This window comes from Arthrobacter sp. 754, from assembly GCF_040548695.1.
Taxonomy (GTDB): Bacteria; Actinomycetota; Actinomycetes; order Actinomycetales; family Micrococcaceae; genus Arthrobacter.
Genome location: NZ_JBEPSC010000003.1, coordinates 519,854 through 545,095 on the forward strand (window position 1 = coordinate 519,854; position 25,242 = coordinate 545,095).

Consider the following 25,242-nt stretch of genomic DNA (forward strand, 5'->3'; position numbering starts at 1 on the left):
CGTTTCGACTGCGCGTCAGTGCGCGGCCAGGGATGCGGTGCGCTGCTCTACCCGTTCGTGCAGGGGCAGCGTTGGAAGGCGGAGACCGAAAGGGGCCTCTGCGAACAGGGTCAGATCCATGATGCGGAGGTCCTCTGAAACGATCAGCGGGAACTCGCAGCGGTCCAGGACGTCCTTTTGCAGGTCGATGCCGGGGGCGATTTCGCTGACTACGAGACCCTCCGCGGTCAGCTCCATCACGGCGCGTTCGGTGATGTATTTGACCTTTTGGCCGCTGGCCAGGGCCCGGGGTCCGGAGAACGTGACGGCTGAAACGTCGTTGACGAGTTTGGTAAAGGGCCCGTCGGAGCGGATGTCCAGGCCATCGTCGCCCGCACCAATGTCTCGGCGTCCGGCCGTGAAGGCGCCCATAAAGATGATCTCCGGGGCCGAGGAGGTGATGTCGGCGAATCCGCCGACGCCGGCGGTGACGTGGCGCTTCTTGGGCAGGTGGTGGACGTTGACGTTGCCATGCCGGTCGATTTCCAGGAACGACAGCAGCGAGCGGTTGAACCCACCGCCTTGCAGCAGCGTGAACTGATCGATGCTGGGCATAATCGCATCGGGGTTCTGGGCGCATCCGAACGCGAAGTCCAGCAGGGGAATACCGCCGACAGCGCCCTGCTCGATGACCCAGCTGACTTCCCTGCCCTGGTTTTCTTCAACGAGGACGTGCGGAACGAGGGCTGAAACTCCGAAGCCAAGGTTGACGATTTCACCTGCTTTAAGTTCCTGGGCGGCACGGCGGGCGGTAATCTTCTCCAAGGAAAATCCGACGTGGGGAAGGGAACCCAGAGGCCGGCGAAGCTGCCCGGAGATTGCTGGATCGTTGAGAGTCAGGGTGGTCTGGAGCTGGTCTTCTGCGATGACGACGGCGTCAACGAGGATACCGGGGACCTTCACGTGCTGTGGGTGCAGGCTGCCAGCTTCGGCCAGGCGCTTGACCTGGGCGATGACGACGCCGCCGTTATTGTGCGCGGCGTAGGCCAGGTCCAGAGCCCCAAGCGGGGATCCTTCGTCCTCGAACGTCAAGTTGCCGTATTCATCGGCCGTGGTGGCCCTGATGATGGCAACGTTGGGGATCACGGATGGGAAGAACAGCCATTCCTTACCGGCCAGGGTGGCGGTCTCGACGTGGGCGGCCGGGGTGGTGTTGTTCATGCGGCCGCCCTGGAGCCGGGGGTCGATAAAGGTGTCCAGCCCGACCTGGGTGAAGACGCCGGGCTGCTTTGCTGCAGCGGTGCGGTGCATCTGGTAGATAACGCCGGACGGAAAGTTGTAGGCCTCCACTTCCTCGCGTTCGATCATCTGCCAGACCAAGGGCGGCTCGGCGCTGGACGGACCGGAGGGGTAGGAGCCGGCGATGACTTTGCGCAGCAGCCCGGGACGGGCGATGTGGTCGATGCCCTTGACACCGTACATGTCGCCGGCGGCGATCGGGTGGACGGAGGTCAGGTTTACCGGGTGTGAGGTTTCTTCGTAACGCTGACCGATGCCGGCCAGGACACTGTCCGGGCACCCGAGGGCGCTGGAGGAGCTGACGGTGATCACGTCATCGTCGTTGATGAGGTCCGCTGCCTCGCGGGCCGTGAGGATCTGTACCTTCTGCATGGCGTTCTTTCTGGCTGTTAGATGAGGTGGACGGTGCGTCCGGAGAGTGCGGATTCCTGAGCCGCGAGGGCGACTTTGAGGGCCATCAGACCGTCCTTGCCGGTGGCCGTGGGGGCTCCGGTCCCGTTGACGGCGGCGGTGAAGGCCTTCAGGGCGATGACGTAGAGATCCTGGGAGCAGTCGACGTCCACGGTCCGGCTGCCTGCTCCGTTTGTGAGGACCACTTGGCCCTCCGTGTCCTGGGTCATCGCGTCGACGACGTGGATCGTCCCTTCGGTGCCGTGGACTTCCAGGGATGTCTGCGCGAATCCAACGGTGAACGAATCGTGGGTCTGGGCCAGTACCGGGGGGTGGCCCTGCCTTTCGTAACGGATGACGGTCATGGCCGCGTCCTCCTGCCCTCCGGTGTTCCAATCGGCCTGCTGGACAGCGACTGCGCTGACCGCGACGGGTTCTCCGAGCAGCGGGTTCAGGACTGATGCGTCGTGACAGGTGATGTCCAGGATCACGCCGCTTCCGGGCGTTCCCTGCCCCAGCCGCCAACCGCGCAGCCGTTCCGGAAGGAGAACCGCGTGTGCGACCTTCGCGGAAAGTACGGCGCCGATGGCCCCTGCGTTGACGAGTTCGCGGACTTTGGTGTGCAGGGGGCTGCCGGGGAGGTGATGGTTGGCGGCGAGGATGAGGCCCTGCTGGTCCGCAAGCTTGACCATGGAGGCGGCCTCGCCGGCGTCCAGGGCTAAGGGCTTTTCGCACAGGACGTGCTTCCCGGCCTTGAGGGCGCGGCAAGCCTGGTCAAAATGCTTGTCATTGGTGGAGGAGATGTAGACGGCGTCGATTTCCCATCCCAGGAGCTCGTCAAGGTCCGTTGTCGCGTTGGGCAATCCGTGGACTTTGGCGAAGTCCCGGGCCCGGTCAGAGGATCCGCTGAAGACTCCGGTGACGGTGCCTCCGCTGCTGCGGATGGCGTCAATGACGCGGGTTGCTGCGATGTCGCTGGCGCCGATCAGGCCCCATCTAAGTGCTGGCATGTTTGTTGACTCCTAGCTTCTGGGTCGCCATTGGGCGGTGGATGCGCGGACCTTCAGGGCAGGTTCGATGAGAGAGCGTTGAGGCTGCGGCGATGGGTCGCGGATACGGCTCAGCAGCATTTCCGACGCTTTCTTGCCAATGATTTCCGGGTATGTGGAAACTGACGTGAGCGGAGGAAGCAGCAGTTCCGCCAGGGAGATATCGTCGAAGCTGGCCACGGAAACATCCCGGCCCGGTTCGAGGTTGCGCCGGCGAAGCTCAGCGTAAATTCCCAGCGCCACCGCGTCGCTGTAGGCGATGATGCAGTCCGGCCAGTCGCCCTGATCCAGGACGCGGGCGATGCCTTCGGATCCGCCGGCGGCATTGTTCGTGGTTGTGGCCGACCGGGAGACGTCAAAGGTCACGGCGCGCCCGGCGAAGCCGGCCTCAAGGCCCTTGATCCGCTCGGTCCTGGCCGAGGACTGGTCCGGTCCGCCGATCAGCACAGCTGAGCTTGCCCCCAGCGACGCCACATGCCGGGCGAGCTGTGTGCCGGCGGCAATATTGTCAGGCCCCACGTAGTCAAGCTCGTCGGAGAAATAGCGGGCCAACTGCAGGACAGGAACGGAGGACCGATCGACGATCCCGCAGATGGGGTTCAGTTCAGAACCAGTTGCTGGAAGCAGGAAGATGCCGTCCACCTGCTGTTGAACCATGGTCTCCAGCTGCAGATACTGCCGCTCCACGTCATCCCGGCTGTAACCGACGAACAAGGTGTATCCAGCGTCGTGGGCTGCCTCCTCGATGCTCATCGTCAGCCCCGCGAAGTACGGGTTTCGGATGTCGGTGACGATCAGCCCGAGAGTCATGGATTCGCTGCGCCTCATGTTTGCGGCGTGGCGGTTGTAGACATAGCCCAACTCGGCCATGGCCAGCCGCACGCGTTCTGATGTGGACTCAGGAATACGGGCGCTCCCACGGAGAACCAGCGATGCAGTAGATCGCGATACTCCAGCAGCGCGACTCACATCGTTCAAGGTAACTTTGGTCACTTTTCTCGGCCTCCTTTCGGGCTTACCTCATATTTCTAGCACGTTTCGAACAACTCCGGTAGACCGCTCTACCGGATCATTATTTGTTATAGATGCCGCAATCTAGGGCTTTCCGACCCTGCCCCGGCCTAGAAATGCGCGAAATATGCTCCAGCTCCCGCAATCTCTAATAAAACTATTGCATCGATCTACTTACTTATGTAATCTGAACCACAACGCAGACTCCAGCCGGCCCTATCCCGGCATCTGACAACCCAAAGGAGAGTTAGTCCATGCGTGCATCAAACAAGCTCAAGACCTCACTGGCCGTATCGGCGGCCCTAAGCCTCATCGCCGTGACTGGATGTTCGGCGAACCAGCCTTCCGGAAGCACCCAAGGGGGCACCAACAAGCTGGAGATCACGTCCTGGTGGACTTCCGGCTCCGAGGCCGAAGCTCTCAATGTCCTCATCGATGGCGTCAAAAAGACCTCGACCGGGCTCTCCGTGGACAACGCGGCAGTCTCCGGCGGCGGCGGCGCCAACGCACGGCAGGCACTGGCCGCTCGTTTGCAGGCCGGCAGCCCGCCGGACGCCTGGCAGCTTCACCCGGCCGGGCAGCTGAAGACCTACGTCGACGGCGGCCAGGTGGCAGATCTGACCCAGCTGTGGAAGGACAATAACTGGGCTTCCCAGCTGCCCCAGGATGTGGCAGAGGCCCAGCAGGTCGACGGCAAGTACTACACCGTCCCGATCGGCGTGCACCGAGGAAACGTCCTGTGGACCAACCCGGCCGTCCTGTCCAAGGCCGGAGTCACTATTGATCCTGCCGGCAGCGTGGATGACCTGATCGCCGGCCTCAAGAAGGTTGAAGCGACGGGAACTACCCCTGTCTGCCTCGGAGACAAGGACATCTTCGCCTCTGCCGAACTGCTGGAATCGATCATCATGTCCAGGGTTGGCGCGGACAACTGGAAAAAGCTGTTCACCAACGGGTACTCCTTTGACGCCCCCGAGGTAAAGCAGGCACTGGAGGACTACAAAACGATCCTCTCCCTCTCCAACAAGGACCATTCAGCGATCACCTGGGATGAGGCCGTGAAGAAGATGGCCGACGGTACCTGCGCTGTCAGCCTCATGGGCGACTGGGCCTACGGTGAACTCGTGAACGCCAAGAAGACGCCAGGAACCGACTTCGCCTGGGTGACATTCCCGGGCAAGGAAGACATCTTCAGCTACGTCGGTGACGGCTTCTCCATCCCGGCCAAGAACATTCCGCACGCTGACGCGGCCAACGCCTGGCTGAAGACTCTCATGGACCCGAAGGTCCAGACAGAGTTCGCTGCGAAGAAGGGATCCATTCCCGCCGTGACCACGGCTGACATCTCCAGCCTGTCCGATTACCAGAAGGAAGCATCCGCCAGCTTCGCCAAAGCGGCCGTCGTATCCTCCCTCGCCCACGGACAGGTCACCACAGGAGAATTCGCCCAGACCTACGCTGACGCCGTTTCCACCTTCAACGGCAGCGGCAACGTCGCCGCCTTCACCGCCAGCATGACCCAGGCACAGAAGACCCAGCTCTAACGGGTCAAGTCAACCAAGCCGCAACGGTGTGTGGCTGCACACGCAGCCACACACCGGACAGGATCAGTTTCTTATGACAACTTCAACAGCACTCCCACCGGCACCGGTTCCCCCGGACAGCCCCCGTCCACGGTCGAAGAAGCAAGTACCCCACAACGTCAAAACCTCCCGCCGGGCCGCATGGATCTTCGCGCCCAGCCTGCTGGTCAGCTTCCTTTTCGTCTACGTCTTCATTGGCATCACCGTTTACATCTCCCTATCGAACTGGAAGATCGGCACCAGCCCTGACCTGACACTGCGGCAGCCGCTCGGCGGGACTTATGGCGAAATTGTTCAGGAGCAGCGTTTTCAGGCCGACATTCGAAACGTCGTGATCTTTACGATCATCTTCTTGATCCTGTCCATCATCGGCGGACTCGTCGCGGCACTTTTCATCCACCACGTGACCATGGGCAAGAGCCTGTTCCGGACGGTTTTCCTCCTGCCTTACGCTCTGTCTTTCATCGTCACCGGTGTGGCGTGGCGCTGGATCTTCTCACCTTCCACCGGCGTCAACGAAATCCTACGGAGCATGGGAATCGACAACCCTCCCGGCTGGACGACCGACACAACAATCCTTGGTGCCCTCAACGACCCCTCGGGCACAGACTTCCTGAAAATCCAGTTCGGCGTCCCCGTGGCACTGTTGCCCATCATCTTCGCCGCCGCCTGGCAGCTCGTTGGTTTCGCCATGGCCATGTATCTGGCCGGACTTGCCTCGATCCCCGAGGAGCACCTGGAGGCAGCCAGCGTCGACGGTGCAAACACCTGGCAGCGGCTTCGCCACATCGTGCTGCCGCAGCTGTGGCCATCGACCATCACCTGCTTTGTACTCCTGCTGCACGTTGCCCTGAAAATCTTCGACCTCGTGGTCGCCATGTCAGGCTCCGGCCCGGGATTCGTCACCGACGTCCCCGGCATCTACATCTACAACTACCTCACCAGCCGTTACGACAAGGCCTCGGCAATGGCGATCATCCTGCTCCTACTGACGCTCGTGGTAATCGTCCCTTACCTCGTACGCGGATACCGGAAAGAGCGAAAGGCATAAAAATGACCGCCGAAACCCTCACCCCGACCTCGCCCCGACCCGCTGGCTCCGCGCAGCAGCGTCTAGCACCGCTGGCCCGCAAGCCCCGCACGTGGAAAAAACCCAAGACAGTGGGCGAATGGATTGTCCTGTCAGTATGCACGATCGCGACCATTGGCATGCTCGTCCCCGTGTACGTCATTATCACCACGGCCCTGTCGGGAAGCACCGGGGCCCCCAACTTCTTCCTGGCCTTCCCCGACGCACCAAGCCTGGATGCCTTCAAGGGCGCGTGGACGAAGCTCCACGGGTCATTGCTGAACTCATTGCAGATCACCGTTCCCGCGGCCCTGATCTCCTGCCTCTTGGGATCAATCAACGGCTACGTTCTGTCCAAGTTCCCCTTCAAGGGATCCACCGCACTGTTCACGGTGCTGCTCGTGGGCATGTTCATCCCTTTCCAAGCCGTCATCATCCCCGTTTTCCAGTTCCTGAACATGCTGAACCTTCAGGGCAGCATTTTTGGCCTCATCGTGGTCCACGTCATCTACGGGATACCGATCACGACCCTGATTTTCCGCAACTACTACGAAGGAATCCCCTCCGCAATCGTCGAAGCGGCAGCCATCGACGGCGCCGGGATCTGGAAGACCTACCTCCGCGTGATGCTCCCGCTGTCGGTACCGGGTTTCGTGGTCGCCGGAATCTTCCAGTGCACCAACATCTGGAACGACTTCCTCTTCGGCTTCATTCTCGCTTCCCCCGCAGCCTGGCCAGCCACAGTCACACTTAACAACCTCATCGGCACAACCACCGTGGACTACTCCGAGCTGATGGCAGGCGCCGTCCTGGTCGCCCTGCCAACAGTTGTGCTCTACCTCGTCCTCGGCCGCTTCTTCGTCAGCGGCCTCACCGCCGGAGCTGTCAAATGACCCCACTCGACGTTATTTGCGTGGGTGAGACCATGGCCGTCGTCACCCCCGCCGGAGCCCAGCCCCTCAGCACCGCAACAGAATGCCTGCTGGGCTTCGGGGGAGCCGAATCCAACGTCGCCGCCCATCTGGCCGAGTTCGGATACCGGACGGGATGGGCCAGCCGGCTCGGCCAGGACCCCTTCGGTGACCGCATCATGGACGGACTGAGCTCCCGCGGCGTAGACCTCAGCATGGTCACCCGCGACCCCACCGCACCGACAGGGGTCTACTTCAAAGACCCGGACTTGGGGTACGGGGCACGGACCCTGTACTACCGCGCGGGCTCCGCAGCCTCGCACATGGAACCGGACGATGCACACGCATGGCCCTTGGATCAAACGGGATGGATTCACACCAGCGGCATCAACGCCGCCCTGTCCGCAAGCTGCTCTGCTCTCACAGAGCTTCTTTTGGACCAGGCCCGTTCCGCGGGTTACAGGGTCTCCTTCGACGTCAACTACCGTGCCGCCCTCTGGGGCGCCGATATCGCAGGACCCCGGCTGCTGCACCTGGCCAGCAAAGCGACCGTCGTCCTCGTCGGCCTTGATGAGGCCGAAATGCTGTGGGGCTGTCGCACTGCAGAGGAAGTAGCCGCTCTGCTGCCGGACCCACGTCACCTGATCGTCAAAGACGCGGCGACCGAAGCCGTCGAATTCCAGCGGGAAGGAAAAGACCAGATCACTGTCCGGCTCCCTGCCCACCGCGTCGACGTCGTCGAACCCGTTGGAGCAGGCGATGCGTTCGCTGCCGGCTACCTCGCAGGCCTCCTCCGCGGAGACAATCCGGAAGACCGCCTCGCCCTCGGGCATTCATTCGCCGCCTGGACCCTGGGCACACGCGCTGACTACCGGCCCGGCCACGGAGTAAAACCCCGCACCTTCGGGACAAACAGCACCCACATGCCCGTCAGCTAAACCAGAACTTCCAAAAGACGCCCAACAGCATCAAACGCGGAAAGAGAACACCTTGTCACACACACCGCCCGACAACTGGTTCGACGACGATTTCTTTCGGGTCCCGGTTATCGCCGTACTCCGCGGGCTCAACCCGGCCGACGCCGTCAGGGCAGCCACCCGGGCCTGGGACGCAGGTGTGCAGCACGTCGAAGTGACCATCGAGAACTCCGCTGCCGTCCCGGCACTGACCGCGGTCGCCAGCGAGGCGGCCGAACGCGGCGTCGCCGTCGGCGCTGGAACCATCATCAGGATCGAGCAGCTGGATGCTGCCTCCTCGGCGAACGCCTCGTTCACCGTTTCCCCCGGATTGGACGAAGGCATCATCCAGGAAAGCATCCGGCGCGGGATTCCACACCTGCCCGGCGTTGCCACGGCCAGCGAAATTCTACGCGCCAAGGCCTTCGGACTGTCCTGGCTGAAAGCGTTCCCCGCTTCCGTCCTGGGACCGGACTGGATCAAAGCTATGAAAGGCCCCTTCCCGGACGTCCATTTCATCGCCACAGGCGGCATGAAGGCAGCCACGGCCAACACATATCTGAACGCAGGCGCCAGCGTCCTCGGCCTGAGTTCAGACTTCGCCTCCGACGAAGGGGCCGCTGCAGTCCGCCAACTCCTTGCATCCATCCAAGGCACAACCACAGCGGTACAAGCCGCCCCGCAGGACCTTATCGCCAGCTCAACAAGGACGGAGTCAGAGAAATGACCGCATTCCACCCTGACCGGGACCCATTCACCAGCCTCGCTACAGCCCATCTTGGACAAGCCCGCAGAACAAGCCCGGGGGAGTGGGTTGCCGTGGACAACTACGGCCAGCCCGTGGCGACCATCTGGACGCCCTACCTGAGCCGTCCCGACACGTTCCGATGCGACCCGTTACCCCACGCCTGGTACGTCGACGCCGTAGAAGCAGACGACTTCTCGACCGTCCTCGACTACGCACTGAATAACTACACCAGGGCGCACTGACTGCCAGAAGACGGGCATCAAGGTCGTGTGAGCAATTAGACCGCGTTCCGGCGCCTGGCACTCATACCGGACCCTTCCGCGCAAAGATTCAGGACATTTTCGGCATGAAATCAAGCAACCGCGACGACCTGCAAGCGGTTCTCTGGGACTTGGACGGCACACTGGTCGACACAGAACCGTTCTGGATGGCAGCCCAGCAGGAGCTGGCACTGAACGACGGACTGAACTGGACAACCGACGACGCCCACTCCGGCAGGTCGTCGCTCTCCTCCGGGTCGAAGCGGGCCGTTCCCCCTACGACCGTCAACTCAGTGACGTCCCACGACGTGCTGCAACTGCTGGCCAACTGGACTAACACGCAAACGGTCCACAAGACTAACGGCCCGGCAACCATCCGCCACATCACCGGAGCCTGATGCTGCATCGGTGCGATGTCGTGACAAGCGAACGCGCAAAACCACAGGCGCGCGAAGCCGGTTCTAACTGGCATGCGCGGGTATTCATGAGCCGTAGTGCCTCCAATGCTGCCGCTGTTGAAGGAAGTCGATGCTTTTACGAAGCACCAGCGCTGGCTGGGACCCCGTGTCCGTTTACGTGACGGATTTAATGATTTCCATTGGGCGAAAGTGATTCTCCATACGGTTGCCCACAACGGCAAGACTGGTATCGGCGCACGAGCGGGCAAGGTACCGGGATGCGCTGAGCCGCCACGCCGATCAGAGGAACGCCGATGCCCGTTGAACAGCTCCGCCTTGAGGAAATCCGGATGCGTGATCCGTTTATCCTGGAGCCTTTTCCGGGTGAGTTCGTGCTTTTCGGGACTACGGACGAGAACGTCTGGGGAGGGCCGGCGACTGGGTTCGACTGCTACGTCAGCGATGATCTTGAGCACTGGAAGGGCCCCATCGCCGCGTTCCGTCCCCGGCCGGACTTCTGGGCGGACACCCAGTACTGGGCGCCGGAGGTCCATTCTCTTGACGGACGGTTCTTCATGCTCGCCACCTTCCCCACTTCGACTGGCGCACGCCCCCGTGGAGTCGCGATCCTGGTCGCGGACCACCCCACAGGGCCTTACGAGCCGTGGAGCGATGGGCCTGTGACACCGGTGTCGGAGCCGTGCCTCGACGGGACGCTTTTTGTTGATGAGGACTCTGTCCGCTGGCTGGTCTACAGCCGCGGCGCGGAGGGTACACCTGACAAACCAGGGATCTCTGACGGCGAGATGTACGCGCTCCGCCTGACACCGGACCTAAAAGCTGGCGCCGGTGAGCCAATCCTGTTGTTCGCAGCTTCATCGGCAGCCTGGAGCAGGCCGCTGCGGTTCCCGGACGGTGTTGAACCACCGGCGGGCCTGAACCTGGCCATGGACCCGTTGTTCACCGATGGTCCCTTTCTCATCCGATCGCCCGAGGGGTCGCTGCTGATGCTGTGGTCGAGCCACGGGGAGGCAGGTTACGCGATGGGCATCGCCGAATCGGAAAATGGAAGCATCACGGGGCCCTGGATTCAGCACGGCCGGCCCCTGTGGTCCAGCAACGGTGGCCATGGCATGATCCTCCGCACCTCCAGCGGAGACGACTACTTGGTCTTCCACTGGCCCAACAACACCCCTGACGAGCGTGTCAAGCTCACCGAAGTGGAGATCAAGGGGGCCCGGGTCCGGATCCTATGATGTATTGCGGGTTGTTCGCTGACGAGTCGAGCGCTCGGGCGTTGGAGCCTGAGCGGGAACTTGCGTGTCCCCGAGGATCTGGATCGTCGTCTGGAACAGCTCGCGGCCGAGGAGCACACCTCGAAGTCGGCGTTGCTGCTACAGGGGGAGGAGCTTGTGCTGCAGCGTCACCGGCGAAGTCGTGAGATCGGCGAGGGACTGGATTTTGTGATGAGCCACGATGCTGAGCTTTTGACGCGCTTGAGGATGCGTGACCGCGTACCTCGAGATTGAGGATGCGGCACGGGTCGTTGACCGGTTCGGGTTCCATGTCCTGAATATCGGCGTGCTGGCTTCGGCGTTGGCCCGGCTGGCCAGGTCGTTCGTGGGCGTTGCCGCCGTCGACATCCCGTTGGAGGACAGCGCAGGGATGACTGCCGCGCACCTCGTAAAACGGTAGCCATGCAAGTCTGTGGCCAAGTTAGTGATGCTTAGCTGGCGCGCCGGGTCCCGCGCGCGTCCGCCAAAGCAGCGTCCGGTGCTGCTGCAGCGCCGGATGCCCGCATGCCGTTTTGCCAAAGTCAAGGTGTTTGTCTGCCCCAGAACTCGCCGCGGCAGACAAAACGATCCTGACCCGGCGTTCGCTTCCCGGAAGCCTGAGAGCGGCCCAGCATTGCCGGGCCGTCAATAGGAGAACCAGTCCCATACTGATCGAGTGCAAGTTGGGCCAGGCGGCGGTGATACGGCCTTAGACTCTCGTCATGCGCAGAACGTCGGCACGAGGCCCCGTCGCTGGGAGAGAGCGCCTACTTATCCTGTCAGCAGGGGTAGGAGCGGGGCACAACAGCGCCGCGGCGGCGGTGCAGCAGGCGTGCGCCGCGCGCGCCGACATTGATGAGGTGCAGGTACTGGACGTGCTGCAGGTGAGCAGCGTGCTCTACCGCACACTGCTTGACAAGGGTTACTTCGTCCTGGTCGAGGACTTGCCCTGGCTGGTCGAGTGGGGCTACGACATCAACGACCGTCCGTTCCGGCGCAGGGTCGCTGTAGACCCCTGGACACGGGTAAACGCTCTTCCGGTGATCGGTGCGATCAGGCGATTCCGGCCGACGGCGATCGTGTGCACCCACTTCCTGCCAGCCCAACTGCTGGCGGCGCTGCTCCTTCGCGGCGTGATTGACGCGAGGACCGCCGTCGTCACGACGGACTACGACTTCCAGGGCCTATGGCTTACTGGGGCGTTCCACGCGCTCTTCCTGGCCAGGGAGGAGGGGAGGGTGGAACTGATGGCGCTGGGTTTGCCCCCCGACCGCGTTGCGGCCACGGGGATCCCGATCGCCACCCAGCTGAACGTGGCGCCTGCGCGCGATGCAAACGAGCCCCCGATGCTGCTGATCTCGGCGGGCGCGACTGGCGGCGACTATGCCGTCTCGGTCGTGCGGCAGACGCTGCACATGCGCTCGTCCTTCACGGCCACGGTCGTGTGCGGACGCAACAATGCGCTGCGGCAGCGTATCGAGCAGCTGGTGGCGCCCGCTGGCGACCGCTACCGCGTGCTCGGCTTCACGGCGGAGATGCCGCAGTTGCTGCGCCGCGCCGACCTGTTTGTGGGCAAGCCGGGCGGGCTGTCGGCGTCGGAGTGCATGGCTGTAGGGCTGCCCATGGTCCTTGTGAACCCCATCCCGGGGCAGGAGGATCGCAACGGCGATTATCTGATGGAGCAGGGGGCGGCGGTCCGCTGCAACACTCCCGCGACGATCGGCTGGAAGATCGACGAGGTGCTCCGGGAGCCGGGTCGCCTGCAGCGGATGCAGGCGGCGGCGCGGAGCACGGGCCGCCCTGACGCTGCGGCGGACGTGCTGACCGGGCTGCTTGACGGGCCGTCCCGTCCCCTGGTCGTGACACGCGGAGCGCAGAAGACAATCCTCGCCGAGAGCGAGCGGCGCGTCGTTGCGACCGATCTGACGGGACCCTCGTCGCTGGTCCGCGTGGTCGACTCGGCTGCGGGTAGTACGGTCGCGCTGCTGCGAGCCGAGGAGCTGGGAGATCTGCAGAAGCGGTACGCGACCCCGAACGGGGGTCTGGTGCTGCGGCGCGGTCACGCGCTCATGTCGCCCAGGTGGGAGGAGCGGCGGCTGCTCCGCGCCATTCTTCGGGGGGACGACGAGCTGCCCGTCCACGTCGAGGGGCCCTCGCCACCCCCTCGCATCCTTCCCACAGGACCGGCGGGACACGGCCCCTAACGACCTCAGGTGGGCCGCCGTCCAGGACGCCTCCCTCGTCGTTCGTTCCCTCACGGCGCCGCAAGAGGAGCCCTGGCGGTCGCCGGTGTTCGTTACGACCACGTCCGTACTGCCGCCCGTGTGGTCGAACCTGTGGTCCAGAAGCCGGTGCTTGGTCGTCGTGCTGGTCCAAGCCGACGACGACGATCACCGTCTCCGCTGCTGCCGCCACCGCGGCCGCGGCACGTTCGTTCCGACGTATGGCGGTCGTGATCCGCACCCACGGGAGCGCCTCACGCAGGCCCTGCAGCGGCGAGACCGTGGAGGGGGCCGAACGCGGGATGAGCCATGATCGCCGAGGTTCGCCGTGCCGCTAGTCCGGCGTGATGGTCAACCAGGGCATCCACTACCCGGACCTCCTCCAGTGGTTCATGGGCGACTGCCTGAGCGTCAGCGCACGGATCGCCACCCTCAAGCACGGGGACCACATGGAAACGGAAGACACCTGCGTGGCCAACCTGGAGTTCGCCTCTGGCGGACTGGCCACGCTCACAGCCTCCGCGACCTTCGCCCCTGGACTCGGCAATCAGGTTCCGATCAGCCGCCGTCGTGCCCTTCCTGCCCAGCGGACGGGCAGCGTTCCGGTGTTTGCCGGGACCAACTAACGGATGACACCAGGTCAGTCGTCTTCGAGCATGCGCGGCTGGTTGATCATTAGCAGCCCGGCGGTGAGGGCCAGCAGACAGGCGCAGAGGAGGGCGAACGATGCTATCCAGCCGCCGCTGAGGTCGTGCAGGAGTCCGAACAGCAAAGGTCCCAGGCCAGCCAGGGAGTAGCCCACTCCTTGGGCGAATCCGGAGAGGGCACCGGAGCCGGCTGTTGTTCGGGTGCGTTTGTTGGTCATCAGGAGGGCGTAGGAGTAGGTGCCTTGGCCAAGGCCGAAAAGGACGACCCAAAAAGGCGAGCTTGTTTCGGGTGCCAGGAGGAGTCCCGCGTAACCGATGGCGAACATGAGGGTGAAGGACACGCCAATGGGGAACGGCCGCCGCATCCTCGCTAGGAGCAGGGGTACGAGGAGGCTGGTGGGCAATCCGATGATGGCATAGAGGGCGAGCATTGAGCCTGCTTGCCCCGGAGTAAAGCCGCGGTCGATAAGAACGGCAGGAAGCCAGGTGAAAATAGCGAACGTGTTGCTGGAACATCCGGCGAAGATGAGGGCCAGGCCCCAACCTACGGGTGATCGCCATGGACGTATTCGGGGTCCGGGGATGGGCCGTGAATTTCGGTTGGGGCGCGTCATGGCGCGTCGTTTAATCCCGTTACGTACAATCACGATGATCCAGGGCAGCGCGGCTGCTGCGCCGACGATTGACCAGATTCCAACCGCCACCCGCCAGCCCGATTCCTCGGCGATGGGGACTGCCAGCTGCGGGGCTACAGCCGTGCTGATTGCAAACAGTGTGACGTACAGGGCGGTGAGCAACCCGACCCTGTCGGGGAAGTACTTTTTGACCAAGGGCGGCAGGACTATGTTGCCCATGCCCAGCCCGATCATGGTCAGCAGGGAGAGCAGCAGGAAGACCGTGACGTTCGTGCCCAGGGCCCTGCCCAACTGTCCGGCAACGGCCAGCAGGATGGCTATCAGCAGCAAGGGTTCGAGTCGTAGGTGCCGTAGAAATTGTGGGGTGATGAATCCCATCAGCGCGAACCCCGCCGTTGGGAGCATCCCGAGTATGCCAATCGAAACTGCATCGAACGGCAGGTCCGGGGCTATCAGGGAGATGATGGGTGAAACTCCTGCCACGGCCAGCCTGGCGCTTAGAGCCATGAGAAGGATGCCCAGGAAGACCATCCATCGGCCGGCAGTCAGCGGCCGCCTTGCCGTCCGCTTGTTCCCGGCCCTTGCTAGCCGTCGTGCGGTGCCCGTTGTTTCGATGATGCCACCTCGATATTCGCTTGGGAGGCGCTGGCCCTGCCGGCGGGCAACATCCCGGCTGCATGACAAGGGCGGGGGAACCGGGTTTGCGTGGTTCCCCCGCCTTCGCGGCTATTGGTGGGGCTGGCTGTTAGTTGACGTTGTTGCCGAGTTCGCGCAGCGGGGTCTTGCTGGTTTCGCGGGCCCAGGCGGCCCCTGCGACGGCGAGCAGTGAGGATGCTGCGACGATCCACGCAGCAGGCCCCCAGTTGGTCTTGTCTGCTCCGACGAGGGCGGTGCCCAGCAGCGGAGTGAAACCGGCACAGAGGATGCCGACCTGCAGACCGATGGCCATGCCGGAGTATCGGACCTTAACGTTGAACAGTTCCGAGAACCAGGCGGGATAGACGGAGTTGGAGGCTGCATAGGTGCCGGCCGTGATCAGGGTGCTGGCCAGGAAGATCATCGGGATGTTTCCGGTGGAGATGACGGAGAAGTACACGAAGATCATCAGCCCCGAACCAAGGACGCCGGTGATGAAGACCGTTCGGCGGCCGAACTTGTCCGAGAGGCGGGCGAAGAGCGGCTGGCTGACGATGGCGATGACGTTACCGAGGATGCTGACCCAGAGCATCGTTGACGCGTTGACTCCGACGGAGACGGCGTACGCCAGCCCGAAGGACTGCATGAACGTGTTGGTCACGACCTGGAAGGACATAAGGGCGACCTGGAAGAACTGGGCCGGGTGGGTCCTGAACATCTGGGCGAAGGGCAGTTTCACTGTCTCGCCTTTGTCGTGCTTTTCCTCGAAGACCTCGGGTTCCTCCAGTGAACGTCGGACCATAAACGCGACCACGAGAACCAGGATCGAGAGCCAGAACGGGATGCGCCAGCCCCAGGCAAGCCGGTCCGCCTCGTTCATGGCGGCCACCGGAAGGAAGGCCAGCGAGGCCAGCACGATGCCGAAGGAGATGCCGCTCATGGCGAAACTGGCGAAGAAGCCGCGTCGTCCGGCGGGTGCTTCTTCCATGGTGAGCGCCGATGCGCCGGCCGTTTCGGCGCCCGCGGAGAGGCCCTGCATGAGGCGCAGCAGCACCAGCAGGGCTGGGGCGAAGTAGCCGGCGGTGTTGAAGTCCGGGAGGACACCGATGAGGAAGGTGGCCGCACCCATCAGGACCAGGGTCAGGACAAGTGTGGTCTTGCGGCCCATTTTGTCGCCCAGGTGGCCGAACAGCACCGCACCAAACGGCCTTGCCACGTAGGCGACGCCGAAGGTGGCGAAGGAAGCCAATAGCGCCACGGTCGGGTCCCCTGCGGGAAAGAAGATCTTGGAGAAGATCAGCGACGCTGCGGTGGCGTAGATGAAGAAGTCGTAGTACTCCAGGGCGCCGCCCAGGAATGCGGCAAGGGCCGCCTTCTTGGCCCTCTTGAGCCGGCGCTCCTCATCGGCTCCGAGTGAGCTCGTTGCGAGATTGGTCATGGTGCTGGTCCTTCCGCACTGAAAGACGGGGTGGGGGGGGGAATCCATTCTGTGCGCATACCGTACAGCTGTGCGGTATGCGACTATGTAAGAGCATAGCTCAGCGTGAGACGGCTCACAAGCTCTCATTACGCCACCGCTTCTTTAGGAAGGCACAACCATGGATGAGAACGTAGACGGCACCAGACTTTTCCTCATTGGGTCCGCAGCCTCGGGGGCCATGTCACCAGGGCTGTGGAACCCGGTGCTGGAACAGCTCGGCACGAGCTGGCGGTACGAGGCATGGGATGTCCCCAAAGGTTTTCCGATGGCCGGCGTTCGTGACCGGCTTTTGGAGCCGGACGTCGTGGCCGCCAATGTGACGATGCCGCACAAGCAGTGGGCCGCCGGCTCTGCGGACACCACGTCGGAGCAGGTCCGCCTGAGCGGCGCCTCCAACATGCTCATCCGTACCGGGGGCACGCTGACGGCGTACAACACTGACATCACGGCCGTCGGCGAACTGGTGGGCCGCCACCAGCGGCACATCGTAATGCTCGGCGCCGGGGGCGCCGCCAGGGCGGCCCTTGTCGCGCTGCAGGGGCAGGCCGACAGGGTTACCATCTCCGACCGGGACGCGGAGACGGCCGGCCAACTCCTGGTTCTGGCCAAGGGACTGGGGTTTGCTGCCGAATCCGCACTGTGGCCCGAAGCCCAGCGCCAGGCGCTTCACGCTTCCCTGATCGTGAACGCCACCCCGATTGGAAAGAGGCCCGACGACGGGCCGGTCTGGGGCGGAGGACGGCTCGCCGACGACGCGTTCATGTACGACTATGTCTATGCGGGCCACGTCACCGCGAGTATCACCGCTGCCAGGGAGCAGGGTCTGAAGTGCGCGGATGGCTGGGACCATCTGCGGGCCCAGGCCGCCGCCATGATTCCGCTCCTGAACCTGACACCGAGGGCGGAGACATTACTGAAGAGCAGGGTTACGCTCCTGCAGGCCCAGAGCTGACTTCGCCGGCCGTGCCGGTACACAGGCCCCGCCACGGACGGCGCACCATTCCAGGCCTTATATGATCGGAACAAGCCTGCAGCCCTCAGTACCTGCCGGACCACGGCAAACGTAGAGAGGTAAGGTCAGGGAACCCATGGACGAACAGCCGGCGTACTTTGTGAAGTCGGTCGAAAAGACCTTTGACGTTCTCCTCGCCTTCACCGCCGAGAATCCCCGCCTGACAGTCACCCAGGTCGCCTCCAAGGCGGATATGACCCGTGCCTCTGCGCGCCGCTTCCTGCTGACCCTCACGGATCTGGGGTATCTGCGGGCCGATGGTGCGCATTTCGAATTGACGCCCAGAGCCTTGTCCATCGGGCAGTCCTACCTGACCAACCTGACCCTCCCGAAGGTTGCCGAACCCCACCTTAAGTCCCTGGCCTCCGGGCTGAACGAAACGACGTCGCTGTGCATCCTCGACGGCACCGACGTCGTCTACGTCGCCTGCGTGCCGTCACCGCGGCTGCTCAGTGTCTCCATCAGCGTTGGCACGAGGTTCCCGGCGTGGGCAACCTCGATGGGCCGCGTCCTGTTGGCTGCGCTCTCGGAACAGGAATTGTTGGCCTACTTTGACTCCGTGCACCTGCAGCGTTTCACCGAGCGGTCCATCGGGAGCGTCGCCCAGCTCCGGTCGGAGATCGACACGGCCCGGGCCAAAGGCTGGGCGATGGTTTCACAGGAATTGGAGGAGGGCCTGCGCGGCGTGGCTGTCCCGGTATGGCGAGGCCATGACGTCGTCGCGGCAGTCAATGTGTCCCTCCAGACACACCGGGCGCCCGCCGAAGCCATCGAAAAGACAGTCGTCCCACTTCTTCAGGAAACCGCACGGCAGATCGGCGCCGACTACGGCGGACTAAGCATGGAAGCGCCCAGGGTCGCAGGCCGACACTAGGCCCCCTGCCGCCGGGGCGATGCACCAGAGGTTGGCCCGAGCTGATCGTGCATGACGCTGGGGATGGGAGAACCGGAGCAGTACTCGTCTGACTTTCATCACGAAGTTGGGCGTGATGGGAGGTAGGAAGTCCGCGGACGGGCCATCCTGTGCCAGAGTGCCGGCCACCAGTTAACGGCTGTTTGCTCAGCGCCTGAACGCACGCGCCCGAGGTCTCGTCGAGATCATCACTCCCTCACCGGAGGCCAAACGTTCGCAGCGAAGGGACCCAGGGACAAGACCGTTGTCCCGGCGGTCGCTAAGGCAGGGTGGGACCAGGAGCAGCACGAGGTGGTCGGCGTTCGTGGGATGAGCCCTGGAACGGGCCGAATCGACGCGGACACCGAAGCGACGGCCGGGAACGGCTGAGGCCCGTGGCGGACAGTAATGTGGGCCGCGAAGGCTCGCTGAAGACGCCGTTGTCCGCAGACCTCGGGGGCGGGGTCGATCCGCCCTGCTCACCCGCCTGCCGGGCTGAAATGCACCACATGCGGCATCCCGGGCCGCGGCTAGGCTGGACGTGAGAGTCGGCTGCGAGGCTGCGGAGATGTCGTGAAATCGTGAGGTGGTAATGGTGCTGCTGGCTGTGATGCAGGCGAACTCCGCCGTGCTGGATGTAAAGGCGAACTGTGCTGCGGTGGGGGAGGCGGCGCGTGAGGCGTCCGCCGCAGGTGCACAACTGCTGCTGACACCGGAGCTCTTCCCGGTGGGCTACGCGCCGTTGCGGTTGCGGGCAGCCCTCGATCCAACCACGCTGCCTGCGCTTCGGGAGGTCCTGGCCGGCATCGCCCGGCGTCACAACATCGCGCTGGTCTATAGCCTCCCCGCTGTTACGCCGGCGGGGGAGTGGCACATTTCCGCAACCTTAGTTGATGCGTCCGGCCACGAGCTGCTCAATTACGACAAGGTGCACCTGTTTGGCCCCGAAGAGCGGGCAGCGTTTTCCCCGGCTGCGGCAGCCCCCGGGGTCGTGGAATTCCACGGACTCAAGACGGCCCTGGCCATTTGTTACGACATCGAGTTTCCCGAGTCCGCGCGGGCGGCCGCCGTGCGCGGTGCCGAACTGCTGCTCGTGCCGACGGCACTAGCCGGAGGGTTCGATGCAGTGCCGCAGGTGCTGGTCCGGGCCAGGGCACTGGAGAATCAGTTGACGGTGGCGTACGCCAACCACACCGGCTCGGGGGAAGGCTGCGACTTCCGCGGCGGCAGCATCGTTGCGGGCCCGGACGGCACGGTCCTGGCCGTGGCCGGCCCAGGGACGGAACTGCTCTTTGCCGAGCTGGGAGGCATTGTGGACGCCGTCACAGACAGGGCGCATGACGCGGACGACGCCGTGGATTACCTGCGCGACCGCCGCCCGGACCTTTACCGGTCGTGGGGCATCTGAACCGTGCGGGGCCCGGTATCGAACGAAGCGGCAGCGTCCTGGACGTCGGGCAACTCAAACCCGTCCTGGTCCCGATGGGCGATGTATTGGAGGGCGATCCAGAGCTCCGCGCGGGCTTGTGCCTGATTAAGATCCAGGGCCAGCAATTCGGCGATGACGCCGATCTGCCGGCGGACGCTGTTGCGATGCAGCCCCGTGGACTTTGCAGTAGCGTCCCAGCTGCCGTTTTCGCCAAGCCAGGCCCGCAGGATGCCCAGCAGCGCGTCGCGGCGCTCCGGCTCGAGCGCGAGCACGGGTGCCAGCAGCCGGTCCGCCAGCATGGTGCCGGCCTCCGGGCCCAGCAGACCCGTCACGGACCAGGTGACCTCGTCCGCCCGGACGCTCCGCCCGCTGGTCAGCACCCGGTGGCGCAGCGAGGACGCGAGTTGGTAGGCGTCCGCCAGGCCCGCGAATTCGCTGCCCTTGCTGATCACCAGGCGCCAGCCTAGCCGCTCCACCTCGGCGAGAAGGGCGTCGTCGACCTTGAGACGGGTGATGGCGGCAAAGCCGTAGTCGGTGTGTTCCACCAGTTTGGTGTCGAACAGCCTGCGCCATTCCAGCAGCTCCCGCACCGGGCCCTCGTCCTTGTGGCGCGGTCCGGCCGTCGCCCCGTCGCTGGCCGCGGCGGCCTCCACCCGAACGCCCTCTACGACCCGCAGCTGCCCGGAGCGGGTGGAGGAAATGCTTTGGGCCACCAGGTCCTTCAAGCCGTTGACCTGCCGGGTCGTTCCCGAGGCCACGCTTTCTGGATGCAACAGCAGTGCCGTGGCAAGCTGGCTCGGAGCCAGGGAACCGCTGGTGCGCTGGCGGACAAGCAATTCCAGCAGCCCGACGGCGGTGGAGACCACGCTGTTCTGGGCCGGGGTCAGCGGGGCGTCCGTGCCCAGGACAAGCGCTCCAAGATTGGCGTCCCGGGTGCTGCGCAGCGGGTAACCGAAGACCAGCGATGAGCCCTCAGCGTCGAATGAATCCATTTCCACCCGGGGGCCGCTGCCGGTGAGAAGCCGGGAAAGCAGTGGCTGTAAAGCGGCGGAATCAACTCCGGGCACGGCGCCGGCACCAGTGCCGTGAGCACCGGAGGCCATGCTCGGGCCCGTGGAGCTGGCCGAGCCCCGGGCCCGCACCCGCCCATCGGCCCCGACCAGCACGGCCCAGACCGGGACGCGCTGGACCAGGGCTGCGAGGAGCTCGTGCTCGGGGCGTGCTGACAGGACCGCCCGCATGAGCTGCCGGTTGGTATCGGCCAGCTGGCGGAAGGTCTTTGCGTTGTCTGACTCAAGGAGCCGGGAGAATTCGAGTCCCAGCGCAGCGAACGGGATGGAACCCGGAATGGACACCAACGTGAGGTTGTGCCGCTGGCAGGCCTGGACGAGGGCATCCGGCACGGCCTCGAAGTACGGTTCCAGGCCAAAGCCGAGCGCCCCGACCCGGGCCACGACCAGGCGCTGCACGTAGGCATCCACCGCCGCCTCGCTGCCCCCGTCAGCCTCGAAGGGAAGGCCGGCAGTAAGCAGGAACTCGCCGTCGAGAAGGTAGGGGGTCGGGTCAGCCAGCTCGCTCGGCTCGACCCAGCGCAAGCGCTCGTCTCCGTTGCCGGCGTCGTGCAGGACATCCAGCGCAGGGAGCTGGCGCAGAAACTGCGACAGCGTGACGAAACCAAACCGCTCGGTGTCCTCAGCAGCCACGGCCGCTGCCCTCGTCCGATCGGGCCGGTGGCCGATCTGACAGTGCATTAAGTCTCATAGCTGAAGAATACAGGTCATTTTGCACAACGTTGAGAGGTGGCTCACACGCCTAGGGTGGATCAGGGGAAACAGACCACTTCTGAAGATAAGGACGTCAACGATGACTGCGCCAACTCTGTTCGGGGAACGCCCGCCGGCCCCCGGCCGTCCCGGGCTCGCTGCCCAACTCCTCCGCCGCAAGCCGATCGGCCAACTGGTCAGCGAGGCGGAAACCGGGCACGACGGCACACGGCTGGTTCGCAGCTTCGGCGTGCTGCAGTTGACCATGATCAGCGTCGGAGCCACCCTGGGCACCGGCATCCTGGTCATCCTGGGTGAATCGGTGCCGCTCGCGGGCCCGGCCATCTGGATCTCGTTCGCCATCGCCGGACTGGCCGCCTTGCTCTCCGCTGTGTCTTATGCGGAGATGGCCGGGATGGTCCCCGCCGCGGGGTCGAGCTACTCCTACACGTACGCCACCATGGGCGAGGGCATGGCCTGGATCTGCGGCTGGTGCCTGGTGCTTGAATACGCCGTCTCCGTGGCCGCCGTCGCGGTCGGCGCGGGCCAGTACGTCAACGAGGCCCTGGCGGTCTTTGGCCTGGCCCTTCCGGACGCCATGTCCCAGCCGCCGGGAGCCGGCGGGCTGCTGAACCTGCCCGCAATCGTCATTGTGGTCCTGGCTATGGTGCTGTTGGTCCGCGGTGCCAAGGAGAGCGCCTGGATCAACACCGCGATCGTCGTGGTCAAGGTCGGCATCCTGCTGTTCTTCTGCGCCGTGGCCTTCACCGCCTTCAACGGCGGTCACTTCGAACCCCTCATGCCGATGGGCGCCGCCGGCGTCTCGGCTGCAGCCTCCCGGGTGTTCTTCTCCTACATCGGCTTCGACGCAGCCTCCACGGCCGGTGAGGAAGCCCGCAACCCCAAGCGCGACCTCCCGCGGGCCATCCTGCTCTCCATGCTCATCGTCACCAGCATCTACGTTCTCGTGGCTGTGGCCGCGGTCGGCGCCCGCCCGTGGGGCTGGTTCGACGGCACCGAGGCGGCTCTCGTGAAAATCCTTGAAGAAATCACCGGCCAGCCGTGGGTTGGCCTGGTGTTCGCTGTCGGCGCTGTGCTCGCCATCGCCAGTATCGTGCTGACCGTCCTCTACGGGCAGACCCGGATCCTGCTCTCAATGTCGCGCGACGGCCTGGTTCCCAAGGTCTTCGGCCGGGTCTCGGCCCGCACCGGCACACCGGTTGCCGGGACCCTGATCGTGGGCACCGCCGTCGCACTGACTGCCGGCCTGGTGCCGCTCGGAGCCCTCGCGGACGCCACCAGCATCGGCACGCTGTTCGCGTTTGCCCTCGTCAACGTTGCGGTCATCTACCTCCGGCGGACCCGGCCGGAGCTCACGCGCAGCTTCCGCGTCCCGCTCTTCCCGCTGACACCGGTTCTCGGCGCCCTCATGTGTGCCTACCTCATGGCCAACCTCGGCGCGGAGACCTGGGCGGTCTTCGGTGTTTGGATGCTCGTGGGCGTTTCCGCCTACTTCGGCTACGGCCGGAACAACTCCAGGGTGGCCACGCTGAGCCACGAGGAATACCGTGAACTTTCAAGCAGCCAACCCGGCAACAACACCACAACCCAGGAACTGAAGGCAGAGATCCGATGACCACCGCCACCGAACTGCCGGCCCCCGAACCGGTCTCCATCCCGGCCAGCGTCCGTCCGGCCGAGGCACCCATCACCATGCTGAATCCGGACTTCCCGTTCAGCTACGACCACTACCTCGCCCACCCCGACGGCCTGGGCTCGGTGCCGCCCGAGCTGTACGGGACGGAGGTCGCTGTCGTCGGTGCCGGCTTGTCCGGGCTGGTGACCGCCTATGAACTCATGAAGCTGGGACTGCGGCCGGTGGTCTATGAAGCCGACAGGATCGGCGGCCGGCTGAGGACCGCCAGCTTCCCGTCCGCCCCGGGCATCGTGGCGGACCTCGGCGGCATGCGGTTCCCAGTCTCCGGCAAGGCCTTCTACCACTATGTGGACCTGCTCGGATTGGAGACCCAGGAGTTCCCCAATCCGCTTGCGCCGGCCACCTCAAGCACGGTGATCGAGCTCGCTGGCCAGAAGTATTACGCCGAGACAGCCGCGGATCTGCCCCCGTTCTTCCTCGAGGTGGCGGACGCGTGGAAGGCTGCCGTGAACGACGGCGCCCGGTTCGCCGAAATGCAGGAGGCTATCCGGTCCAGGGACACCGCCCGGATTAAGGAACTGTGGAACGCGCTGCTCCCGGAGCTGGACGAGCAGACCTTCTACGGCTTCATCGCCGGCAGCGACTCCTTCAAGGAGGCCGGCTTCGCCCACCGCGAGGCGTTTGGGCAGGTGGGATTCGGCACCGGCGGATGGGACACCGACTTCCCCAACTCCATCCTCGAAATCCTCCGGGTCGTCTACACCGACGCCGATGACCAGCACCGGCTCATCGCCGGCGGCGCGCAGCGGCTCCCCGAGGCACTGTGGGAGCACGCGCCGTCGGGCATGGCCCACTGGCCGGACGGCACGTCGCTTGCGTCGCTGCACGCGGGTGCCCCGCGGGGCGCCGTGAACCGCATCGCCCGCGACGGCGGCGGGAACTTCCGGATCCGCGAACGCTGGGGACGCGAATCCGCGTACCCGGCGGTAGTGGCGACGTGCCAGTCCTGGCTGCTGTCGACGCGGATCCATGCCGAGGAATCGCTGTTTCCCGCGGAGCTGTGGACGGCGATCGAACGCTCACACTACATGCAGTCCTCGAAGACCTTCGTCATGGTGGACCGGCCGTTCTGGAAGGACACGGACCCGGAGACGGGCCGCGAGATCCTGTCCATGACGCTGACCGACCGGCTGAACCGGGCCACATACCTGCTGGACAACGGCCCGGACCAGCCAGCAGTGATCCTGCTGTCCTATACCTGGAACGACGACGCGCTGAAGTGGCTGGCGCTTGACGCGGAAGAACGGGTGGAGCTGATGCTGCACTCGCTGGAGCAGATCTACCCCGGCGTCGACATCGCCGGCCACATCGTGGGCCAGCCGATCACGGTCTCCTGGGAGGCCGACCCCAACTTCATGGGTGCCTTCAAGGCCAACCTGCCGGGGCACTACCGCTACCAGCAGCGGCTCTTCACCCACTTCAAGCAGGACGGGCTCCCGGCGGAACAGCGCGGGATCTTCCTCGCCGGCGACGACGTCTCGTTCACCGCCGGCTGGGCCGAAGGCGCCGTCACCACCGGCCTGAACGCGGTCTGGGGTGTGGTCAACCACCTCGGCGGCCGGACCCCGACCGGGAACCCCGGACCGGGCGAACTGCTGGCCGAGATGGGGCCAATCATGTTGGACTGAAACGCCGGTCTGGAGAGCTGGGCTGCTCCGGGAAAAGATAGTTCACAAAGAAACTGCTGGTCCAGCCTGCAGCGGCCTGGGAAGCAGAACGATGAGCGAGTCGTCCAGCAAGTGGAAACGAGACGGGTCGCGCTCAGCGCGGACGCGGAGCCCCGAAAAACGATCCTGCGGCTTGAACGTTTAACGTCCGGCACCGGCGCGGACGAACTCGCGTGGACTCACATCGCCAACAGCCTCACAGCGTCAAATCCTTT

At 64.5% G+C, this 25,242-nt stretch carries 22 protein-coding genes; 16 read left to right on the forward strand and 6 right to left on the reverse strand.

All coding sequences use genetic code 11. The features are described from left to right. Positions 1 to 15: 15 nt before the first annotated feature. From ABIA70_RS11730 to ABIA70_RS11740, 3 genes are read right to left on the reverse strand one after another with little or no spacing between them, the layout of a single operon-like run. Entirely contained in the window at positions 16 to 1,650 is a 1,635-nt protein-coding gene (locus tag ABIA70_RS11730; protein ID WP_354147729.1) for an acyl CoA:acetate/3-ketoacid CoA transferase, read from the reverse strand. Positions 1,651 to 1,667: 17 nt separating this feature from the next. Beyond that, positions 1,668 to 2,678 (reverse strand): Gfo/Idh/MocA family protein, encoded by a 1,011-nt coding sequence (locus ABIA70_RS11735; protein WP_354147730.1) that lies wholly within the window; start codon positions 2,676 to 2,678, stop codon positions 1,668 to 1,670. A gap of 12 nt (positions 2,679 to 2,690) precedes the next feature. Beyond that, the gene (locus ABIA70_RS11740; protein WP_354147731.1) at positions 2,691 to 3,710 is read right to left on the reverse strand and encodes a LacI family DNA-binding transcriptional regulator; all 1,020 of its coding nucleotides are present in this window, start codon (positions 3,708 to 3,710) and stop codon (positions 2,691 to 2,693) included. Between the two features lie 272 nt (positions 3,711 to 3,982). Here ABIA70_RS11740 and ABIA70_RS11745 point away from each other — a divergent pair, with 272 nt between their 5' ends. The 11 genes from ABIA70_RS11745 (at position 3,983) to ABIA70_RS11800 (ending at position 13,775) form a co-directional block, all read left to right on the forward strand. After that, positions 3,983 to 5,272 carry an ABC transporter substrate-binding protein gene (locus ABIA70_RS11745; protein WP_354147732.1) on the forward strand — a complete coding sequence of 430 codons (1,290 nt, stop codon included), beginning with the start codon at positions 3,983 to 3,985 and terminating at the stop codon, positions 5,270 to 5,272. Positions 5,273 to 5,345: 73 nt separating this feature from the next. Further along, positions 5,346 to 6,362, forward strand: coding sequence for a carbohydrate ABC transporter permease (locus tag ABIA70_RS11750; protein ID WP_354147733.1), 1,017 nt, complete (start codon positions 5,346 to 5,348; stop codon positions 6,360 to 6,362). A gap of 2 nt (positions 6,363 to 6,364) precedes the next feature. Further along, complete coding sequence (locus ABIA70_RS11755; RefSeq protein ID WP_354147734.1) at positions 6,365 to 7,273, forward strand: carbohydrate ABC transporter permease; 909 nt, start codon at positions 6,365 to 6,367, stop codon at positions 7,271 to 7,273. Beyond that, positions 7,270 to 8,229 carry a sugar kinase gene (locus ABIA70_RS11760; RefSeq protein WP_354147735.1) on the forward strand — a complete coding sequence of 320 codons (960 nt, stop codon included), beginning with the start codon at positions 7,270 to 7,272 and terminating at the stop codon, positions 8,227 to 8,229. The genes ABIA70_RS11755 and ABIA70_RS11760 overlap by 4 nt, the downstream gene beginning before the upstream one ends. Positions 8,230 to 8,281: 52 nt before the next feature. Beyond that, a complete protein-coding gene (locus ABIA70_RS11765; protein ID WP_354147736.1) occupies positions 8,282 to 8,974 on the forward strand; it encodes a bifunctional 4-hydroxy-2-oxoglutarate aldolase/2-dehydro-3-deoxy-phosphogluconate aldolase in 693 nt (230 codons plus the stop codon). Next, the gene (locus ABIA70_RS11770) at positions 8,971 to 9,237 is read left to right on the forward strand and encodes a hypothetical protein (RefSeq protein ID WP_354147737.1); all 267 of its coding nucleotides are present in this window, start codon (positions 8,971 to 8,973) and stop codon (positions 9,235 to 9,237) included. Before ABIA70_RS11765 ends, ABIA70_RS11770 begins: the two co-directional genes overlap by 4 nt. A 104-nt stretch (positions 9,238 to 9,341) precedes the next feature. Further along, positions 9,342 to 9,653, forward strand: coding sequence for an HAD hydrolase-like protein (locus ABIA70_RS11775; RefSeq protein WP_354147738.1), 312 nt, complete (start codon positions 9,342 to 9,344; stop codon positions 9,651 to 9,653). 314 nt (positions 9,654 to 9,967) lie between these two features. After that, positions 9,968 to 10,909 (forward strand): glycoside hydrolase family 43 protein, encoded by a 942-nt coding sequence (locus tag ABIA70_RS11780; protein ID WP_354147739.1) that lies wholly within the window; start codon positions 9,968 to 9,970, stop codon positions 10,907 to 10,909. A gap of 250 nt (positions 10,910 to 11,159) precedes the next feature. Next, on the forward strand, positions 11,160 to 11,348 hold the full coding sequence (locus tag ABIA70_RS11790) for a hypothetical protein (RefSeq protein WP_354147741.1): 189 nt from the start codon (positions 11,160 to 11,162) through the stop codon (positions 11,346 to 11,348). Between the two features lie 301 nt (positions 11,349 to 11,649). Next, complete coding sequence (locus ABIA70_RS11795; RefSeq protein ID WP_354147742.1) at positions 11,650 to 13,131, forward strand: MGDG synthase family glycosyltransferase; 1,482 nt, start codon at positions 11,650 to 11,652, stop codon at positions 13,129 to 13,131. 365 nt (positions 13,132 to 13,496) lie between these two features. Next, the gene (locus tag ABIA70_RS11800) at positions 13,497 to 13,775 is read left to right on the forward strand and encodes a Gfo/Idh/MocA family protein (protein ID WP_354147743.1); all 279 of its coding nucleotides are present in this window, start codon (positions 13,497 to 13,499) and stop codon (positions 13,773 to 13,775) included. Positions 13,776 to 13,789: 14 nt separating this feature from the next. On the opposite strand, the gene ABIA70_RS11805 is transcribed toward ABIA70_RS11800, so the two are convergent. Both ABIA70_RS11805 and ABIA70_RS11810 read right to left on the reverse strand, forming a co-directional pair. Continuing rightward, positions 13,790 to 14,938, reverse strand: a complete 1,149-nt coding sequence (locus ABIA70_RS11805) for an MFS transporter (protein WP_354147744.1) — start codon at positions 14,936 to 14,938, stop codon at positions 13,790 to 13,792. A gap of 238 nt (positions 14,939 to 15,176) precedes the next feature. Then, on the reverse strand, positions 15,177 to 16,505 hold the full coding sequence (locus ABIA70_RS11810; RefSeq protein ID WP_354147745.1) for an MFS transporter: 1,329 nt from the start codon (positions 16,503 to 16,505) through the stop codon (positions 15,177 to 15,179). Between the two features lie 160 nt (positions 16,506 to 16,665). On the opposite strand from ABIA70_RS11810, the gene ABIA70_RS11815 reads away from it, so the two are divergent. From ABIA70_RS11815 to ABIA70_RS11825, 3 genes are all read left to right on the forward strand, one after another. After that, positions 16,666 to 17,499 (forward strand): shikimate dehydrogenase family protein, encoded by an 834-nt coding sequence (locus ABIA70_RS11815; protein ID WP_354147746.1) that lies wholly within the window; start codon positions 16,666 to 16,668, stop codon positions 17,497 to 17,499. Between the two features lie 136 nt (positions 17,500 to 17,635). After that, entirely contained in the window at positions 17,636 to 18,433 is a 798-nt protein-coding gene (locus tag ABIA70_RS11820) for an IclR family transcriptional regulator domain-containing protein (RefSeq protein WP_354147747.1), read from the forward strand. Between the two features lie 610 nt (positions 18,434 to 19,043). Further along, the gene (locus tag ABIA70_RS11825) at positions 19,044 to 19,859 is read left to right on the forward strand and encodes a nitrilase-related carbon-nitrogen hydrolase (protein ID WP_354147748.1); all 816 of its coding nucleotides are present in this window, start codon (positions 19,044 to 19,046) and stop codon (positions 19,857 to 19,859) included. Here ABIA70_RS11825 and ABIA70_RS11830 read toward each other — a convergent pair. Further along, on the reverse strand, positions 19,838 to 21,631 hold the full coding sequence (locus ABIA70_RS11830; protein WP_354147749.1) for a PucR family transcriptional regulator: 1,794 nt from the start codon (positions 21,629 to 21,631) through the stop codon (positions 19,838 to 19,840). The two genes, ABIA70_RS11825 and ABIA70_RS11830, sit on opposite strands and share 22 nt — an antisense overlap. A gap of 112 nt (positions 21,632 to 21,743) precedes the next feature. On the opposite strand from ABIA70_RS11830, the gene ABIA70_RS11835 reads away from it, so the two are divergent. Continuing rightward, on the forward strand, positions 21,744 to 23,279 hold the full coding sequence (locus tag ABIA70_RS11835) for an amino acid permease (RefSeq protein WP_354147750.1): 1,536 nt from the start codon (positions 21,744 to 21,746) through the stop codon (positions 23,277 to 23,279). Continuing rightward, positions 23,276 to 24,988: a flavin monoamine oxidase family protein gene (locus ABIA70_RS11840; protein WP_354147751.1), complete on the forward strand. Its 1,713-nt coding sequence runs from the start codon at positions 23,276 to 23,278 to the stop codon at positions 24,986 to 24,988. Before ABIA70_RS11835 ends, ABIA70_RS11840 begins: the two co-directional genes overlap by 4 nt. Positions 24,989 to 25,242 lie beyond the last annotated feature (254 nt).

Coding starts and splice junctions, on each gene's coding strand:
- ABIA70_RS11730 (WP_354147729.1), bottom strand. CDS start 1,650: ATGCAGAAGGTACAGATCCTCACGGCCCGCGAGGCAGCGGACCTCATC.
- ABIA70_RS11830 (WP_354147749.1), bottom strand. CDS start 21,631: ATGCACTGTCAGATCGGCCACCGGCCCGATCGGACGAGGGCAGCGGCC.
- ABIA70_RS11800 (WP_354147743.1), top strand. CDS start 13,497: ATGGTCAACCAGGGCATCCACTACCCGGACCTCCTCCAGTGGTTCATG.
- ABIA70_RS11770 (WP_354147737.1), top strand. CDS start 8,971: ATGACCGCATTCCACCCTGACCGGGACCCATTCACCAGCCTCGCTACA.
- ABIA70_RS11820 (WP_354147747.1), top strand. CDS start 17,636: ATGGACGAACAGCCGGCGTACTTTGTGAAGTCGGTCGAAAAGACCTTT.
- ABIA70_RS11775 (WP_354147738.1), top strand. CDS start 9,342: ATGAAATCAAGCAACCGCGACGACCTGCAAGCGGTTCTCTGGGACTTG.
- ABIA70_RS11815 (WP_354147746.1), top strand. CDS start 16,666: ATGGATGAGAACGTAGACGGCACCAGACTTTTCCTCATTGGGTCCGCA.
- ABIA70_RS11810 (WP_354147745.1), bottom strand. CDS start 16,505: ATGACCAATCTCGCAACGAGCTCACTCGGAGCCGATGAGGAGCGCCGG.
- ABIA70_RS11805 (WP_354147744.1), bottom strand. CDS start 14,938: ATGGCTCTAAGCGCCAGGCTGGCCGTGGCAGGAGTTTCACCCATCATC.
- ABIA70_RS11795 (WP_354147742.1), top strand. CDS start 11,650: ATGCGCAGAACGTCGGCACGAGGCCCCGTCGCTGGGAGAGAGCGCCTA.
- ABIA70_RS11745 (WP_354147732.1), top strand. CDS start 3,983: ATGCGTGCATCAAACAAGCTCAAGACCTCACTGGCCGTATCGGCGGCC.
- ABIA70_RS11780 (WP_354147739.1), top strand. CDS start 9,968: ATGCCCGTTGAACAGCTCCGCCTTGAGGAAATCCGGATGCGTGATCCG.
- ABIA70_RS11825 (WP_354147748.1), top strand. CDS start 19,044: ATGGTGCTGCTGGCTGTGATGCAGGCGAACTCCGCCGTGCTGGATGTA.
- ABIA70_RS11750 (WP_354147733.1), top strand. CDS start 5,346: ATGACAACTTCAACAGCACTCCCACCGGCACCGGTTCCCCCGGACAGC.
- ABIA70_RS11735 (WP_354147730.1), bottom strand. CDS start 2,678: ATGCCAGCACTTAGATGGGGCCTGATCGGCGCCAGCGACATCGCAGCA.
- ABIA70_RS11760 (WP_354147735.1), top strand. CDS start 7,270: ATGACCCCACTCGACGTTATTTGCGTGGGTGAGACCATGGCCGTCGTC.
- ABIA70_RS11840 (WP_354147751.1), top strand. CDS start 23,276: ATGACCACCGCCACCGAACTGCCGGCCCCCGAACCGGTCTCCATCCCG.
- ABIA70_RS11835 (WP_354147750.1), top strand. CDS start 21,744: ATGACTGCGCCAACTCTGTTCGGGGAACGCCCGCCGGCCCCCGGCCGT.
- ABIA70_RS11755 (WP_354147734.1), top strand. CDS start 6,365: ATGACCGCCGAAACCCTCACCCCGACCTCGCCCCGACCCGCTGGCTCC.